This window comes from Burkholderia cenocepacia, from assembly GCF_900446215.1.
GTDB lineage: Bacteria > Pseudomonadota > Gammaproteobacteria > Burkholderiales > Burkholderiaceae > Burkholderia > Burkholderia cenocepacia.
The window spans coordinates 1056412-1072918 of record NZ_UAQZ01000012.1; the positions used below are offsets into that span (position 1 = coordinate 1056412).

Below are 16507 nucleotides of genomic sequence, written 5' to 3' on the forward strand. Positions count from 1 at the left end.
GGGCGAATGGTAAAATTCGCGGATGAAAAAACTCGTGATCCTGATTTCCGGTCGCGGCAGCAACATGGAGGCCATCGTCCGCGCGTGCGCGCAGGAACGCTGGCCGGCCGAGATTGCCGCCGTGATCGCCAACCGGCCCGATGCGGCCGGACTGGCTTTTGCCGCGTCGCACGGGGTGGCGACGGCGGTGGTCGACCACCGGTCGTTCGACGGCCGCGACAGCTTCGACGCGGCGCTCGCCGCCGAGATCGACCGCTTCTCGCCCGATCTCGTCGTCCTCGCCGGCTTCATGCGCATCCTCACGCCCGCATTCGTCAGACGATACGAGGGCCGGCTGCTGAACATCCATCCGTCGCTGCTGCCGAGCTTCAAGGGCATCCACACGCACCAGCAGGCGCTCGACGCCGGGGTCGCGCTGCATGGCGCGAGCGTGCATTTCGTGATTCCCGAGCTCGACAGCGGGGCGATCGTCGCGCAGGGCGCGGTGCCCGTGTGCGCCGGCGACGACGCGGCCGCGCTCGCGCAGCGCGTGCTGGCGGTCGAGCACGTGCTGTATCCGCGTGCGGTGCGCTGGTTCGTCGACGGGCGGTTGCGCCTCGAGAACGGCCGCGCAGTGGTGGCGCCCGAAGAGGCGCGCTGGATTTTCGCGGACCAACCGCAAACCGAAACGAGTGAGGGCGTATGAAGCTGCACGGATTCCTGATCGGCCAGACCGAGACTTTGCTGGCCGAGGTGCTGAAGTTCGCCGGCCCCGCCGACGCGACGACGAGCCGGTTCTTCCGCGCGCACCCGAAGCTCGGGCATGCGGAGCGCGGCGTGATCGCCGAGGCCGTGTTCGCGGTGCTGCGCCGGAAGATGGAGTTTTCGCACCTGGCCGAGAGCGGCACCGGCACGCCTGCGCGACGCCTCACGCTGCTCGGCCTGATGCAGACGGTCGGCCGCAATGCGCTGAAGCCGTTCCTGTCCGACACCGAGTCCGCGTGGCTCGAGCACGTGTCGAAGATCGATCCGGCGAGCCTGCCGGTGCGCATTCGCACCAACCTGCCCGACTGGATTCACCAGGCGCTGTCGGAGCGTTTCGATGCCGAGGAGCTCGCGCAGCTCGCCGCCGCGCTGAACTACCCGGCGCCGCTCGACCTGCGTGCCAACGCGCAGAAGGCAAGCCGCGACCAGGTGATCGAAGCGCTGCGCGTGAGCGGCATCGATGCGGGCGCGACGCCGTTCGCGCCGTTCGGCGTGCGCGTGGTCGGCAAGCCGGCGCTGACGCGCCTCAAGTTGTTCGAGGAGGGCGCGATCGAGGTCCAGGACGAAGGCAGCCAGCTGCTGTGCTCGCTGGTCGCGCCGCGCCGCGGCGAGATGGTCGTCGATTTCTGCGCGGGCGCGGGCGGCAAGACGCTCGCCCTCGGCGCGATGATGCGCTCGACCGGGCGCCTCTATGCGTTCGACGTGTCGGAGAAGCGTCTCGCGAAGCTGAAGCCGCGCCTCGCACGCAGCGGGCTGTCGAACGTGAACCCGGTGCTGATCGACAGCGAGCACGACGCGAAGATCAAGCGCCTCGCCGGCAAGATCGACCGCGTGCTGGTCGACGCGCCGTGCAGCGGCCTCGGCACGCTGCGTCGCAATCCGGACCTCAAATGGCGCCAGACGCGCACCGCGATCGACGAGCTGACGCCGAAGCAGGCGTCGATCCTCGCGAGCGCCGCGCGGCTCGTGAAGAAGGGCGGCCGGCTCGTCTACGCGACCTGCAGCGTGCTGGATGCCGAGAACGAGCGCATCGTCGAACAGTTCCTGGCCGACCATCCGGACTTCGTGCTGGTGCCGGCGCAGAAGGTGCTGGCCGACCAGCGCATCGAGCTCGAGACGGGCGACTATCTGTCGCTGTGGCCGCACCGTCACGCGACCGACGGCTTCTTCGCCGCGGTGCTCGAGCGCCGCGCGGCGCAGTAACGACCGCCCGGACGGACGATGGAGAACCTGCAGAGCCGCCTGCTGTCGCACCGGCTGGCCTCGGTGATTCGCGATTTCCACCAGCCGGTGATGATCTGGCAGGCGGCGATCCTCGTCGGTGCGCTGTGTTTCGCGTGGGTCGCCGCGCGCTTCGTGCACGGCCGGATCGATGCGCGGCGCCGGGCGGCCGGACGCGCGCCGGGCGCGGGCGCGCAAAGCCTCAAGCGCGCGTTGTTTCCGCTGTTCGGCAGCGTGTTCGTCGGCGGTGCGCAGCTCGCGTTCGACCCGTTCATGTCGACGTCGCTGCTGTCGCTCGCGCTCGTGCCGCTGTTCGGCATCGGGCTGATCTACGTGCTGTTCTTCTTCGCGCGGCGCGTGTTCGCGCGTGACGGCCACACGCACGCATGGCTGTCGATCGTCGAGAAGATCGTGTCGACCGTCGTGTGGGCCGCGATGGTGATGACCGTGCTCGGCATCCAGCGCGACGTGCTCGGCTGGCTCGACAGCGTGCAGTTCCGCGTCGCGACCGCGCACCTCACGCTGCTGTCGGTGATTTCCGGCGCGCTGTGGGTGTGCGTGACGCTGATGGTCGCGATGTGGCTCGGCTCGGTGCTCGAGGATCGCCTGTCGCGCGCGAGCACGCTCGACGCGAACCTGAAGGTCGTGCTGTCGCGGGTCGGCCGCGCGCTGCTCGTGTTCGCGGCGATCCTGATCGGGCTGTCGCTCGTCGGCATCGACGTGACGGTGCTCGGCGTGTTCGGCGGCGCGGTCGGCGTCGGCCTCGGGTTCGGGCTGCAGAAGATCGCCAGCAACTACGTGTCGGGCTTCATCATCCTGCTCGACCGCTCGCTGCGGCTCGGCGATGCGATCAGCGTCGGCGGGCTGCAGGGCGTGGTCACCCAGATCCGCACGCGCTACACGGTCGTGCGCGGCCTCGACGGCAACGAGACGCTGATCCCGAACGAGAAGCTGATCACCGACGTCGTGCAGAACCAGTCGTCGTACCTGACGCGCGGCTATGCGAAGGTGGCGGTGCAGGTGGCGTACACGAGCGACGTCGAGCAGGCGCTCGCGTTGCTCGCCGACGCGGCGAAGGACGTGCCGCGCGTGCTGGCCGAGCCGGCGCCCACCCCGTACCTCGTGAGTTTCGGCGCGGACGGGATCGACCTGGAGCTCGGCTTCTGGATCGAGGATTCGGCGAAGGGCACGTCGGGCGTGCGTTCGAGCGTGAACCGCAACATCTGGCGGCTCTTCAGCGAGCACGGGATTTCGATTCCGTTTCCGCAGCGCGAAGTGCGCGTGGTCGGGTTGCCGGACGGCTTCGCCGCGGCCGGCGTGGCGGCCGGGCACGATTCGGCCGCCGCCAACGGTGCGCTGGACGGGCGCGCGCCGGCCGCGTAGCGGGTGCGGGCGGTCAATCGTACCGATTCCGCGGTCGGAACCGGATCGCGGGCCTTTCCCAGTCCGGCCGTGGACCGCGCGGATTGCGTCAGGGCAAGAAAATATTCATTTTTTACAAAGACTTGGAACGGTTGAAGTAAAATTCTGGTCTACACGCGGTATGCTTTCATTCTTCTGACGCCGGTGCGGCGTCGCTCTCATCACAGGTAACTGCCTTGTTGAATTCCCTGCTCGATTTTCTTTCCCACGGGCTCCTGCATTTTTCGTGGTGGCAGGTCGCGCTGTTCGCGCTCGCCGTCACGCACGTCACGATCATCGGTGTGACGGTCTACCTGCATCGCTGCCAGGCGCACCGCGCGCTGGAGCTGCATCCGATCGCGAGCCACTTCTTCCGTCTCTGGCTGTGGATGACCACCGGCATGCTGACCGGCCAGTGGGCCGCGATTCACCGCAAGCACCATGCGAAGTGCGAGACCGAGGAAGATCCGCACAGCCCGCAGACGCGCGGCATCTGGAAGGTGTTCCTCGAGGGCGCCGAGCTGTATCGCGCGGAAGCGAAGAACGAAGAGACGATGCGCAAGTTCAGCCACGGCACGCCGAACGACTGGATCGAACGCAACCTCTACTCGAAGTACCCGATCCTCGGCGTGAGCCTGATGATGGTGATCGACGTCGCGCTGTTCGGCGTGCTCGGCCTGACCGTCTGGGCCGTGCAGATGGTGTGGATCCCGTTCTGGGCGGCCGGTGTCGTCAACGGCTTCGGTCACTTCTGGGGCTATCGCAACTTCAACTCGGCCGACGCGAGCACGAACCTGTTCCCGTGGGGCATCGTGATCGGCGGCGAAGAGCTGCACAACAACCACCACACGTTCGCGACGTCGGCGAAGCTGTCGAACAAGTGGTACGAGTTCGACATCGGCTGGATGTACATCCGCATCATGTCGGCCTTCGGTCTCGCGAAGGTGAAGAAGGTCGCGCCGACGCCGCGCCTGAACAAGCCGAAGACGGTGCTCGACCAGGAAACGCTGCAGGCCGTGCTGTCGAACCGCTACGAAGTGATGGCGAGCTACGGCAAGGCCGTGAAGCGTGCGTACCGCCAGGAGCTCGCGCACCTGAAGGAACTCGGTTCGAGCGAGAAGTACCAGTTGATGCGCGGTGCCCGCAAGTGGTTCCACAAGGACGCCGACGGTCTCGACGAGCCGCAGAAGAAGCTGCTGCCGGAAATCTTCGCGAACAGCCAGAAGCTGCATACGTACTTCCAGCTGCGCCAGGATCTGGCCGCGATCTGGGACCGTTCGACTGCGTCGCGCGAACAGCTTCTCGCGCAATTGCAGGATTGGTGCCATCGCGCAGAACAAAGCGGCATCAAGGCGCTGCAGGAATTCGCGACGCGTCTGCGTCGCTACGCCTGATTCGAAATCGATTAGAATCTCAGGACGTCACAAACCCCGCGTTGGCGGGGTTTTTTCATTTGGGCCGCCGGTTTGTGAAGCGCGTCGGCGGGCCGGGATTTGTCTGACGCTTGGGGCCGTGGCGGGTGGTGTCCCGGGGCGAATGAAAGGGATGGGATCGGTGCAGGCGCGAACGCGCCAACGCCGATCGACCGCGTAGCATGGGATCAGGGTAAGCGCTCAAGCGCCAACGCTGATCGACAGGAGATATGGAGATGCAATCGACGATCAAACCCGTCGAGTACGACCGGCCCGTCGCAGCCGGGACCGTGTGCGGCGTGGGGCAGGCATGGGCCAAGGTGCCCGATGCGCCGTCCGCCGAGGAGCGCGCTGCGCTGAAAGCACGCATCAAGGCGTTGCTCGCCCGTGAAAAGGCCGTGCTGGTCGCCCACTACTACGTGGACGCCGAACTGCAGGAACTGGCCGACGAAACGGGCGGCTGCGTGGCGGATTCGCTCGAAATGGCGCGCTTCGGCCGCGATCACGACGCGCAGACGCTGGTCGTCGCCGGCGTGCGCTTCATGGGCGAAACCGCGAAGATCCTGAGCCCGAGCAAACGGATCCTGATGCCCGATCTCGACGCGACCTGCTCGCTCGACCTCGGCTGCCCGGTCGACGAATTCTCGGCGTTCTGCGATGCGCATCCCGACCGTACCGTCGTCGTCTACGCGAACACCAGCGCGGCCGTGAAGGCGCGCGCGGACTGGATGGTCACGTCGTCGATCGGCCTCGAGATCGTGGCCGACCTGCACGCGCGCGGCGAAAAGATCATCTGGGCGCCGGACCGCCATCTCGGCAGCTACATCCAGAAAAAAACCGGCGCGGACATGCTGCTGTGGCAGGGCTCGTGCCTCGTCCACGACGAGTTCAAGGGCATCGAGCTCGACCTGCTGCGCGCCGAATATCCGGACGCGAAGGTGCTCGTCCATCCCGAGTCGCCGGAAAACGTCGTGGCGCAGGCCGATGTCGTCGGCTCGACCACGCAACTGATCGACGCGGCCGTCAAGTTCGACGCGACCCGCTTCATCGTCGCGACCGATCTCGGCATCCTGCACAAGATGCAGCTTGCCGCGCCCGGCAAGACCTTCATCGCCGCGCCGACGGCCGGCAACAGCGCGACCTGCAAGAGCTGCGCGCATTGCCCGTGGATGGCGATGAACGGCCTCGCGAACCTCGCCGACGTGCTCGAACGCGGTCACAACGAGATCTTCGTCGATCCCGCGATCGGCGAGCGCGCGCGTTTGCCGATCGACCGGATGCTCGAATTCGCGGCTGCGCACAAGAAGCGCGTGCAGGCGAGCGGCGACCTGCAGCGCGACCAGCAATTGTTCGCGAACGTGGGGGCCGCATGAGCAACGCCGTATCCCCGCTGTTCGAAGCCGTCCGCGCGCAGTACGGCGCGGCATTCGACGAAGCGATCGCGCGCAACGTGGCCGATGCGATCGCCGAAGACGTCGGTGCCGGCGACCAGACCGGGCGGCTCGTGCCGGCCGGCGAGCACCGCCGCGCGCGGATCATCGTGCGCGAGGAAGCCGTGCTGTGCGGCGTACCGTGGTTCGAGGCCGTGATCGCACGGATCGATCCGTCGATCGTCGTCCACTGGCGCTATCGCGAAGGCGACCGGATGACGGCCGACTCGACCGTCTGCGAACTCGAGGGGCCGGCACGCGCGCTGCTGACGGCCGAGCGCAACGGGCTGAACTTCCTGCAGTTGCTGTCGGGCGTCGCGACGGCGACGCGCCGTTACGTCGATCGCGTCGAAGGCACGCGCGCGAAGATCCTCGATACGCGCAAGACGTTGCCGGGGCTGCGGCTCGCGCAGAAGTATGCGGTCCGGGTCGGCGGCGGCGAGAACCAGCGTCTCGCGCTGTACGACGGCATCCTGATCAAGGAGAACCACATCGCGGCGGCAGGCGGTGTCGGCGAGGCGCTCGATGCGGCGTTCGCGCTGAAATCGGGCGTGCCCGTGCAGGTCGAAGTCGAGACGCTCGCGCAGCTCGACACGGCGCTCGCGCACGGCGCGCAGTCGGTGCTGCTCGACAACTTCACGCTCGACATGATGCGCGAAGCGGTGCGCGTGGCGGATGGCAAGGCCGTGCTCGAAGTCTCGGGCGGCGTCAATTTCGAGACGGTCCGCACGTTCGCGGAGACGGGCGTCGATCGCATCTCGATCGGCGCGCTGACGAAGGATGTGCGGGCGACGGATTATTCGATGCGGATCGTCGACTGACCGAACATCATCCGATCAGACAAAAAGCCGTTGGCGCGCAAGCGCCAACGGCTTTTTTCTTGTGCTGCTGCGGCCGCGGAAGGGCGGCGCGCCGCTCAGCGGCGCACGCGCGGCGTGAGCACGCTCGGCAATGCTTTCGGCAGCGTATGCGGCCAGTCGCGGCTGTAGTGCAGCCCGCGGCTTTCGCGGCGCGAGTGCGCGCTTTTCACGATCAGCGTTGCCACGTCGACGAGGTTGCGCAGTTCGAGCAGATCGCGCGTCACGCGGAAGTTCGCGTAGTACTCGTGGATCTCGTCGCGCAGCAGCGACAGGCGATGTTTCGCGCGCTCGAGGCGCTTGTCGGTGCGCACGATGCCGACGTAGTTCCACATCAGGCGGCGCAGTTCGTCCCAGTTGTGGGCCACGACGACTTCCTCGTCCGCGTCCGACACGCGGCTTTCGTCCCACGCGGGCAGCGCGGCCGGCGTGTCGGCGTCGAAGCCGGCCGCCTCGATCGCCTCGGCTGCCGCGCGGCCGATCACGAGACATTCGAGCAGCGAGTTGCTCGCGAGCCGGTTCGCGCCGTGCAGCCCCGTGTACGAGGTTTCGCCGACCGCGTACAGGCCGGCGAGGTCGGTGCGTCCGGCGAGATCGGTGACGACCCCGCCGCACGTATAGTGCGCGGCCGGCACGACCGGGATCGGTTCTTTCGCGATATCGATGCCGAATTCGAGGCAGCGCGCATGGATCGTCGGGAAATGTTCGCGCAGGAACGCTTCCGGCTGATGGCTGATGTCGAGATACACGCAGTCGATCCCGCGCTTCTTGATCTCGAAGTCGATCGCGCGCGCGACGATGTCGCGCGGCGCGAGTTCGGCGCGCGGATCGTGCGACGGCATGAAGCGCGTGCCGTCAGGCAGCTTCAGCAGGCCGCCTTCGCCGCGCACGGCTTCCGAAATCAGAAACGATTTCGCGTACGGATGGAACAGGCAGGTCGGGTGGAACTGGATGAATTCCATGTTCGACACGCGGCAGCCGGCACGCCACGCCATCGCGATGCCGTCGCCGGTCGCGGTGTCGGGGTTCGTCGTGTACAGGTAGACCTTGCCGGCGCCGCCGGTGGCGAGCACCGTGTGCGGCGCCTCGATCGTGATCGTGCGGTCGTTGTCGACGTCGAGCGCATACAGGCCGTGACAGCGGCGGCCGGGCAGGCCGAGCCGATCCGACGTGATCAGGTCGATCGCGTGATGATTTTCGAAGAACGTGATGTTCGGATGCTGGCGCGCGCGCGCCGACAGCGTCGCGAGCACCGCATGGCCGGTCGCATCGGCCGCATGGATGATCCGGCGATGGCTGTGGCCGCCTTCGCGCGTCAGGTGAAAGCCGAGTTCGGCCGCGTCGTCCTTCGTGAACGGCACGCCTTGCGAGATCAGCCATTCGATGGCTTCGCGGCCGTGCTCGACGATGTAGCGCGTCGCGCCTTCGTCGCAGAGGCCGCCACCGGCGACCAGCGTGTCGTCGACGTGGTTCTCGATGCTGTCCGCCGAGTCGAGGACCGCCGCGATGCCCCCCTGCGCGTTATCGCTCGCCCCCTCCATCATCGAACGTTTCGCGATCAGCGCGACACGTCGCGTGCTGGCCAGATTGAGTGCGACCGACAGCCCTGCCAGGCCGCTGCCGACGATCGCCACGTCGAATTTCATGCTGCATCTCCATCGTTACGCTTTTGATCTTGCGTTCCGTCGACCGCGGCCGCGGAAAGGGGAGAGCATACCGCGTCGGGCTCACGCGTGCGCGCAAAACCGCGCAAAACAAAAAGCCCCGCATGTGCGGGGCTTTTCGGTCGCCGTCAGGCTGGCAGAAACCGGAGATTACTTGATCTTGGTTTCTTTGTATTCAACGCGCTTGCGGACGACGGGATCGAACTTCTTGATCGCCATCTTTTCCGGCATGTTGCGCTTGTTCTTCGTGGTCGTGTAGAAGTGACCCGTACCAGCGGTCGACTCGAGCTTGATCTTGTCGCGGGCGCCTTTTGCCATGATTGTGCTCCTTGGGCTTAGGCTTCGCCGCGTGCGCGCAGGTCAGCGAGCACGGAATCGATGCCGTTCTTGTCGATCAGGCGCAGGCCGGCGTTCGAGACGCGCAGGCGCACCCAGCGGTTTTCGCTCTCAACCCAGAACCGGCGGTTCTGCAGGTTCGGGAGGAAGCGACGCTTCGTCTTGTTGTTGGCGTGGGAAACGTTGTTGCCGCTCATCGGCGCTTTCCCAGTTACTTGGCATACGCGTGCCATGAGAGCACTCCTAATACGCTAAATTCGGGGTTCGATCGCCGGTGAAGGTTCCATCGCACCGCCACGTGATCCATGGCTGCACTCAGAACGCCGTAGCCCTTACAGACAAGGCCCTTCGATGGCTAGAACTGGTTGGAAAAAAGACAGACGACGATTCTAGCAGAAAAAGTTCAGAAAAATCAAACCCAATTTCGCTTCGTCGTTGCGGCGCCCTGGGACGGGCCGCCGCGCCACAGTCTACAGCCAACCGGCCCGCGCGAACGAGAAAGTATCGCTGACCCCGACGACGACGTGATCGAGCAGCCGCACGTCGACGAGCTCGAGCGCGTCTTTCAGCACGCGGGTCAGGCGGCGGTCTTCCGCGCTCGGCTGTACCGCGCCCGACGGATGATTGTGCGCGACGATCAGCGCCGCGGCGTTGTGCTTCATCGCGCGGCGCACGATCTCGCGCGGATAGACGGCCATGCGGGTGAGCGAGCCGCGCGCGATTTCCTCCATGTCGATCAGACGGTTGCGCGCATCCAGATAGACCGCGATGAACACTTCGTACTGGCGCGTGCCGATCTTCAGTCGCAAGCAATCCTCGACCGCGCCGGGCGAGTCGATCGGCATCCGTTCTTCCGCTTTCTCCACCAGCATGCGCCGCGCGATCTCGGTGACCGCGACGAGCCGCGCGGAGCGTGCGGGGCCGATGCCGGGGTACGCCTCGAAATCGTCGGCGCTCGCTTCGAGCAGCCCGCGCAACGTGCCGAACTGCTCGACCAGTGCGCGGGCGGTGACGAAGACGTCGTGACCGGGCTTGCCGGTGCCGAGCAGCAGCGCGATCAGCTCGTCGTCGGTCAGCGCGGCCGGCCCGCGCTCCAGCAATCGCTCGCGTGGCCCGCTCGGGCCGCCAGTCGCCCGGGCGGCGCCTGCGCCGGTTGATCGGGATCACGCGGCCGGGCGGATCGGCCGGCGTGTCGGCGGTGTCGCGGCATTCGGCCGGCGGCGCGATGAGGCAGGGTGACAGCATGGTCGGAACTCCATTGGCGGCGGGCGGCGTGCGCAACGTCGTCGCACTTTCCGCCTTGCACGCTCAGGTGACTTACAATATTGGCTTTGCGCCGGGCCATTCGGCCGTAGCGGGCGCCGACTGAACGAGTAATTCATGAGCCTCATCGATCTATCCGAAGTGAAGCCCGGTTCCCACGTCACGTTGCATTACCGGCTGGCACTGGCCGACGGCGCCGACATCGTCAACACCTTTTCGGACAAGCCGGCCACGCTGTTGCTGGGCGCGGGGCAACTGGCGCCGTCGCTGGAACAGATTCTGCTCGGGCTCCGGGTCGGCGACCATTCGACTTTTCAGCTAGCCCCCGATCAGGGGTTCGGCCCCCGCAATCCCGACATGCTCCAGCGCGTGACGCTGTCGACGCTGCGCGAGAACGGGATGGTCGGCGACGATTTCACGCCGGGCGAACTCATCGAGTTCAACGCACCGGATGGCGGTCGCTACGCGGGGGTGCTGAAGGAAGTCAGCGAGACCTCGGCGCTATTCGACTTCAATCATCCGCTCGCGGGCCAGGCGCTCACGTTCGAAGTGAAAATCATCGGAATCCTGTAATCATGAGTACCACCGATACGCTGTCCGGGCAGACCGTCGCCGCCGACGCCGAAATCCTGCTGGCCCAGCCGCGCGGTTTCTGCGCGGGTGTCGATCGCGCGATCGAGATCGTCGAGCGCGCCATCGCGATGCACGGTGCGCCGATCTACGTGCGTCACGAAATCGTCCACAACAAGTACGTGGTCGAGGATCTGAAAAAGAAGGGCGCGATCTTCGTCGAGGAACTCGAGGAAGTGCCGGCCGGCAACACCGTGATCTTCAGTGCGCACGGCGTGTCGAAGGCCGTGCGCGACGAGGCCGACGTGCGCGGGCTGCGCATTTACGACGCAACCTGCCCGCTCGTCACGAAGGTGCACGTCGAAGTGGCGAAGATGCGCCAGGACGGCGTCGACATCGTGATGATCGGCCACAAGGGCCATCCCGAAGTCGAAGGCACGATGGGCCAGGTCGAGCGCGGCATGCACCTCGTCGAAAGTGTCGAGGACGTGCAGAAGCTCGAGCTCGCCGATCCCGAGCGCATCGCGCTCGTCACGCAGACGACGCTGTCCGTTGACGACGCGGCCGAGATCATCGGCGCGCTGAAGGCAAAGTATCCGAAGATCCGCGAGCCGAAGAAGCAGGACATCTGCTACGCGACGCAGAACCGCCAGGACGCGGTGAAGTTCATGGCGCCGCAATGCGATGTCGTGATCGTGGTCGGTAGTCCGAACAGCTCGAACTCGAGCCGGCTGCGCGAAGTGGCCGAGAAGCGCGGCGTGGCCGCGTACATGGTCGATGCACCGGACCAGATCGATCCGGCGTGGGTCGCCGGCAAGCGCCGCATCGGCGTGACGGCCGGTGCGTCGGCGCCCGAGGTGCTCGCCCAGGCCGTGATCGCGCGGCTGCGCGAGCTCGGCGTGCGCAACGTCCGCGCACTCGACGGCATCGAGGAAAACGTGTCGTTTCCGCTGCCGCGCGGGTTGAACCTGCCGCCCGCCGCCTGATTGCCGCATCGCACCCGCGGAACACCGAAGCGCGCCTCCCGGCGCGCTTTTTTTTGGTGTCTCGAAATTGTAATCGCAACCATTATTCCCAATCATGGTGCAACCCGGTTGCTCCCGCCTCATCCAATCGTTTCTCAAAATTGGTTGCAATGCAGGAAAACCCCATCGAATCAGGATTATTGGCGTCCTATAAATGGAGTTACAATGCGCCCGTTTTCAAGCCGGAATGGCTTTGAAATCGGGTTTTGGCAAGGCGCGGGAGACCATTCAATGCATGTGAAGTTGGCTTACGCCGTGTCCGTCGCCGCACCGGTTGCAATGCTTGCCGGCTGCAGCAAAAAGAGCGACGACGGGGCGGGCAGGGACGCTGCGGTAATCGCGGCATCATCGGCCAGCGGCGTGCGCGTCGCCGGAGCCGGACGTGCGGCGCCATCGGCGCGCCGTATCGCGCAACTGGGCAGGGACAAGGAAAACGGGGCAGGTTTGACGATCGAGGACATCAACGCGCTTGGCCTGACGACGGGCCGGGCAGCGGGCATGCAGACTGCGTCGCGGCAAGCCGCCGGTCGACGGATGCCGGACGATCGCGGCGTTGCCGGCAGCGTGCCGAAGCCACTGTCCCCCCTTCAATTCGATTCGACGAAACAGCGCGCCGCCGCGACCGACCGTGTCGTGACGCGCAGTCTGGTTCGTACGATGGATTCCGATGCAGTCCTGACGAAAGTCGGGCGCGACTGCCGCAACGCCCTGCCGGGCGACGCGGCGCGGAATCCGATCCGTCCGGGCGCGCTGCTTGCGCGGCGCCGGACGGGCCAAGGCACGGATGCCGGGAAACCGGACGACGGCCGTCTCGGCATGCTGCCCCACGACTTCAAGGAGGCCACGAACACCGTCCTCGATGTCGTGACGATTTAGCGACGGGACTCATGACGGCACCGGAACAGTGCGGTGCCGTTTTTGTATCCGCTCCGGCGGCAGGTCCGGCCGTACAGGCCGGGCGGCGCGCGCCGGGACGATCCACCCTTACCGGTATCGACTAGTACCCGCAGTGTCGCCGAGAAGGCGCGATTCCTCGCTTACCCGCGGGGCGCAACGTCCTCCGGCAGCACGGGCCAAGGAGCTTTAAATGGATATTTTCGTCCAGCAGGTTCTCAACGGGCTGGTGCTCGGCAGTGTGTACGCCATCATCGCGTTGGGATACACGATGGTGTACGGCATTCTCGGCATCATCAACTTCGCGCACGGCGACGTGCTGATGATCGGCGCGATGGTTGCGCTGTCGGCCATCACCGTGCTGCAGAACCACTTTCCCGGACTCGGCAACGTCGCGACGCTGACGATCGGCCTGGGCATCGCCGCGGTCGTCTGTGCGTTCGTCGGCTTCACGATCGAACGCGTCGCGTACCGGCCGCTGCGCCGCGCGCCGCGTCTCGCGCCGCTGATCACCGCGATCGGCGTGTCGATCCTGCTGCAGACGGCTGCGATGATCATCTGGTCGCGCAACCCGCTGCCGTTCCCGCAATTGCTGCCGACCGACCCGATCAACGTGATCAAGGCGACCGACACGACGCCCGGCGCCGTGATCTCGGTCACGGAAATCGTGATCATCGCGGTCGCGTTCATCGTGATGGGCGGTCTGCTGCTGCTCGTGCACAAGACCAAGCTCGGCCGCGCGATGCGCGCGATCGCCGAAAGCCCGAATACGGCAAGCCTGATGGGCGTGAACCCGAACTTCGTGATCTCGGCGACGTTCATGATCGGCTCCGCGCTCGCCGCGCTGGCCGGCGTGATGATCGCGTCCGAATACGGCAACGTGCACTTCTACATGGGCTTCATCCCCGGCATGAAGGCGTTTACCGCGGCGGTGCTCGGCGGGATCGGCAACCTCGGCGGCGCGATGGTCGGCGGCGTGCTGCTCGGCCTGATCGAGCAGCTCGGGGCCGGCTACATCGGCAACCTCACGGGTGGCGTATTCGGCAGCAACTACCAGGACGTGTTCGCCTTCATCGTGCTGATCATCGTGCTGGTGTTCCGTCCGTCGGGCCTGCTGGGCGAACGTGTCGCGGACCGCGCGTAACGGAAGGGGAGCAAACAACATGACATCCATTCAACCGATCGAATCGTCGACGTCGCTGGTCGAAGAGCGCAACACCGCCAAGACCGTCGTCATCGGCCTCCTCACTGCCGTCCTCGTGATCGCCGCGCCGATCGTGATCGGCTCGGCCGGCGGCAACTACTGGGTCCGCGTGCTCGACTTCGCGATGCTGTACGTGATGCTCGCGCTGGGCCTGAACGTGGTGGTCGGCTTCGCCGGCCTGCTCGACCTGGGCTACATCGCGTTCTACGCGGTGGGCGCCTACACGGCGGCGCTGCTGAGCTCGCCGCACCTGACCTCGCAGTTCGAGTGGATCGCGGCGCTCGCGCCGAACGGCCTGCACGTGCCGTTCCTGCTGATCGTGCCGATCGCGATGGCGCTGGCGGCGACCTTCGGGATCCTGCTCGGCGCGCCGACGCTGCGCCTGCGCGGCGACTACCTGGCGATCGTCACGCTCGGCTTCGGTGAAATCGTCCGGATCTTCATGAACAACCTCGACCGTCCGGTGAACATCACCAACGGCCCGAAGGGGATCACGGGCATCGATCCGGTGCACGTCGGCGGCTTCAACCTGTCGCAGACGCATACGCTGTTCGGCTTCCAGCTGCCGTCGGTGTACATGTACTACTACCTGTTCGTGCTCTGCTCGCTGCTGGTGATCTGGGTGTGTACGCGTCTGCAGCACTCGCGTATCGGCCGCGCGTGGGCCGCGATCCGCGAAGACGAAATCGCCGCGAAGGCGATGGGCATCAACACCCGTAACGTGAAGCTGCTCGCGTTCGCGATGGGCGCGTCGTTCGGCGGCCTGTCGGGCTCGATGTTCGGCGCGTTCCAGGGCTTCGTGTCGCCCGAGTCGTTCACGTTCTGGGAATCGATCGTCGTGCTCGCCTGCGTGGTGCTCGGCGGCATGGGCCACATCCCGGGCGTGATCCTGGGCGCGGTGCTGCTCGCGATCTTCCCGGAATTCCTGCGCTCGACGATGAGCCCGCTGCAGCACGCGCTGTTCGGTCACGACATCGTCGATACCGAAGTGATCCGTCAGGCGCTGTACGGCCTCGCGATGGTGATCATCATGCTGTACCGCTCGGAAGGCCTGTGGCCCGCGCCGAAGCATGAGGACAAGATCGCGAAACTGGCGAAGCGCAACAGCAAGAAGCCGGTGCGCGCTTAACCTACGGACAAGGGGATACACACATGAGCGACAAGCAAATCCGACTGTCCGTCTCGGGCGTGAACAAGCGCTTCGGCGGGCTGCAGGCACTGTCCGACGTCGGCCTGCAGATCCGCGAAGGCGAGATCTACGGTCTGATCGGCCCGAACGGGGCCGGCAAGACGACGTTCTTCAACGTGATCACGGGCCTCTACACGCCCGACTCCGGCGACTTCAAGCTGGACGGCACGAACTACACGCCGACGGCCGTGCACCAGGTGGCCAAGGCCGGCATCGCGCGCACGTTCCAGAACATCCGCCTGTTCGGCGGGATGACGGCGCTCGAGAACGTGATGGTGGGCCGCCACGTGCGCACCAAGCACGGTCTGCTGGGCGCGGTGTTCCAGACGCCGGCCGAACGCCAGGAAGAGCGCGAGATCAAGGAGCGCGCGATCGAGCTGCTCGAATACGTCGGCGTGCTGCAGTACGCGGACTACACGTCGCGCAACCTGTCGTACGGTCACCAGCGTCGTCTCGAAATCGCCCGCGCGCTCGCGACCGACCCGAAGCTGCTCGCGCTCGACGAGCCGGCGGCCGGGATGAACGCGACCGAGAAGGTCGAACTCACGCGCCTGCTCGACAAGATCCGCTCGGACGGCCGCACGATTCTCCTGATCGAGCACGACGTGAAGCTCGTGATGGGGTTGTGCAACCGGATGACGGTGCTCGATTACGGCAAGGTGATCGCCGAGGGTCTGCCGCAGGACGTGCAGAAGAATCCGAAGGTGATTGAGGCATATCTCGGCGCAGGGGTGCACTGATGGCAGCGGCAATGTTGAAAATCAAGGGCTTGCAGGTCAACTACGGCGGCATTCAGGCCGTCAAGGGCGTTGACATGGAAGTCCGTCAGGGCGAGCTCGTGACGCTGATCGGTGCGAACGGCGCCGGCAAGACCACGACGATGAAGGCGATCACCGGCCTGAAGCCGTACTCGGCGGGCGACATCGAGTACGACGGCAAGTCGATCAAGGGCATCCCGCCGCACGAACTGCTCAAGCGCGGCCTCGCGATGGTGCCGGAAGGCCGCGGGATCTTCGCGCGGATGTCGATCATCGAGAACATGCAGATGGGCGCGTACCTGCGCAACGACAACGAGCAGATCAAGAAGGACGTCGACCGGATGTTCGGCTTCTTCCCGCGCCTGAAGGAGCGGGCGACGCAGCTCGCGGGCACGTTGTCGGGCGGCGAGCAGCAGATGCTGGCGATGTCGCGCGCGATCCTCTCCAAGCCGAAGCTGCTGCTGCTCGACGAGCCGTCGATGGGCTTGTCGCCGATCATGGTCGAGAAGATCTTCGAAGTGGTGCGCGAGATCTCGAAG

17 protein-coding genes are annotated in these 16507 nt (G+C 65.9%); 13 read left to right on the top strand and 4 right to left on the bottom strand.

What is annotated here, in order from left to right:
- Positions 1-22 precede the first annotated feature (22 nt).
- From purN to nadC, 6 genes are all read left to right on the top strand, one after another.
- The gene (purN, locus tag DTA15_RS22475; RefSeq protein ID WP_006488967.1) at positions 23-685 is read left to right on the top strand and encodes a phosphoribosylglycinamide formyltransferase; all 663 of its coding nucleotides are present in this window, start codon (positions 23-25) and stop codon (positions 683-685) included.
- A complete protein-coding gene (locus DTA15_RS22480) occupies positions 682-1947 on the top strand; it encodes an RsmB/NOP family class I SAM-dependent RNA methyltransferase (protein ID WP_006488956.1) in 1266 nt (421 codons plus the stop codon). Before purN ends, DTA15_RS22480 begins: the two co-directional genes overlap by 4 nt.
- An 18-nt stretch (positions 1948-1965) precedes the next feature.
- Positions 1966-3348, top strand: coding sequence for a mechanosensitive ion channel family protein (locus DTA15_RS22485; protein WP_006488952.1), 1383 nt, complete (start codon positions 1966-1968; stop codon positions 3346-3348).
- Between the two features lie 215 nt (positions 3349-3563).
- On the top strand, positions 3564-4760 hold the full coding sequence (locus tag DTA15_RS22490) for a DesA family fatty acid desaturase (protein ID WP_006491832.1): 1197 nt from the start codon (positions 3564-3566) through the stop codon (positions 4758-4760).
- 254 nt (positions 4761-5014) lie between these two features.
- Positions 5015-6151: a quinolinate synthase NadA gene (gene nadA / locus DTA15_RS22495; RefSeq protein WP_006488941.1), complete on the top strand. Its 1137-nt coding sequence runs from the start codon at positions 5015-5017 to the stop codon at positions 6149-6151.
- Complete coding sequence (gene nadC / locus DTA15_RS22500) at positions 6148-7029, top strand: carboxylating nicotinate-nucleotide diphosphorylase (RefSeq protein WP_006488948.1); 882 nt, start codon at positions 6148-6150, stop codon at positions 7027-7029. The genes nadA and nadC overlap by 4 nt, the downstream gene beginning before the upstream one ends.
- A gap of 95 nt (positions 7030-7124) precedes the next feature.
- On the opposite strand, the gene nadB is transcribed toward nadC, so the two are convergent.
- The 4 genes from nadB to radC form a co-directional block, all read right to left on the bottom strand.
- Positions 7125-8711 carry an L-aspartate oxidase gene (gene nadB, locus DTA15_RS22505; protein WP_006488962.1) on the bottom strand — a complete coding sequence of 529 codons (1587 nt, stop codon included), beginning with the start codon at positions 8709-8711 and terminating at the stop codon, positions 7125-7127.
- A gap of 168 nt (positions 8712-8879) precedes the next feature.
- Positions 8880-9047, bottom strand: coding sequence for a 50S ribosomal protein L33 (rpmG, locus tag DTA15_RS22510; protein WP_006488954.1), 168 nt, complete (start codon positions 9045-9047; stop codon positions 8880-8882).
- Between the two features lie 17 nt (positions 9048-9064).
- Positions 9065-9298 (bottom strand): 50S ribosomal protein L28, encoded by a 234-nt coding sequence (rpmB, locus tag DTA15_RS22515; RefSeq protein ID WP_004186391.1) that lies wholly within the window; start codon positions 9296-9298, stop codon positions 9065-9067.
- 237 nt (positions 9299-9535) lie between these two features.
- On the bottom strand, positions 9536-10165 hold the full coding sequence (radC, locus tag DTA15_RS22520; RefSeq protein ID WP_006488955.1) for a RadC family protein: 630 nt from the start codon (positions 10163-10165) through the stop codon (positions 9536-9538).
- A gap of 280 nt (positions 10166-10445) precedes the next feature.
- Here radC and DTA15_RS22530 point away from each other — a divergent pair, with 280 nt between their 5' ends.
- The 7 genes from DTA15_RS22530 to DTA15_RS22560 form a co-directional block, all read left to right on the top strand.
- Positions 10446-10901: an FKBP-type peptidyl-prolyl cis-trans isomerase gene (locus tag DTA15_RS22530; protein ID WP_006488950.1), complete on the top strand. Its 456-nt coding sequence runs from the start codon at positions 10446-10448 to the stop codon at positions 10899-10901.
- Positions 10902-10903: 2 nt separating this feature from the next.
- Positions 10904-11884 carry a 4-hydroxy-3-methylbut-2-enyl diphosphate reductase gene (gene ispH / locus DTA15_RS22535; RefSeq protein ID WP_006488968.1) on the top strand — a complete coding sequence of 327 codons (981 nt, stop codon included), beginning with the start codon at positions 10904-10906 and terminating at the stop codon, positions 11882-11884.
- Between the two features lie 204 nt (positions 11885-12088).
- Entirely contained in the window at positions 12089-12799 is a 711-nt protein-coding gene (locus DTA15_RS22540) for a hypothetical protein (protein ID WP_006488963.1), read from the top strand.
- A 211-nt stretch (positions 12800-13010) separates the two neighbouring features.
- Positions 13011-13961 (top strand): branched-chain amino acid ABC transporter permease, encoded by a 951-nt coding sequence (locus tag DTA15_RS22545; RefSeq protein WP_006488946.1) that lies wholly within the window; start codon positions 13011-13013, stop codon positions 13959-13961.
- 19 nt (positions 13962-13980) lie between these two features.
- Positions 13981-15150, top strand: coding sequence for an ABC transporter permease subunit (locus DTA15_RS22550; RefSeq protein WP_006488940.1), 1170 nt, complete (start codon positions 13981-13983; stop codon positions 15148-15150).
- A 23-nt stretch (positions 15151-15173) separates the two neighbouring features.
- Positions 15174-15950 carry an ABC transporter ATP-binding protein gene (locus tag DTA15_RS22555; RefSeq protein ID WP_006478053.1) on the top strand — a complete coding sequence of 259 codons (777 nt, stop codon included), beginning with the start codon at positions 15174-15176 and terminating at the stop codon, positions 15948-15950.
- Positions 15950-16507, top strand: a 558-nt coding sequence (locus DTA15_RS22560) for an ABC transporter ATP-binding protein (RefSeq protein WP_146774346.1), incomplete at its 3' end; no start/stop codon positions are given. The genes DTA15_RS22555 and DTA15_RS22560, both read left to right, overlap by 1 nt.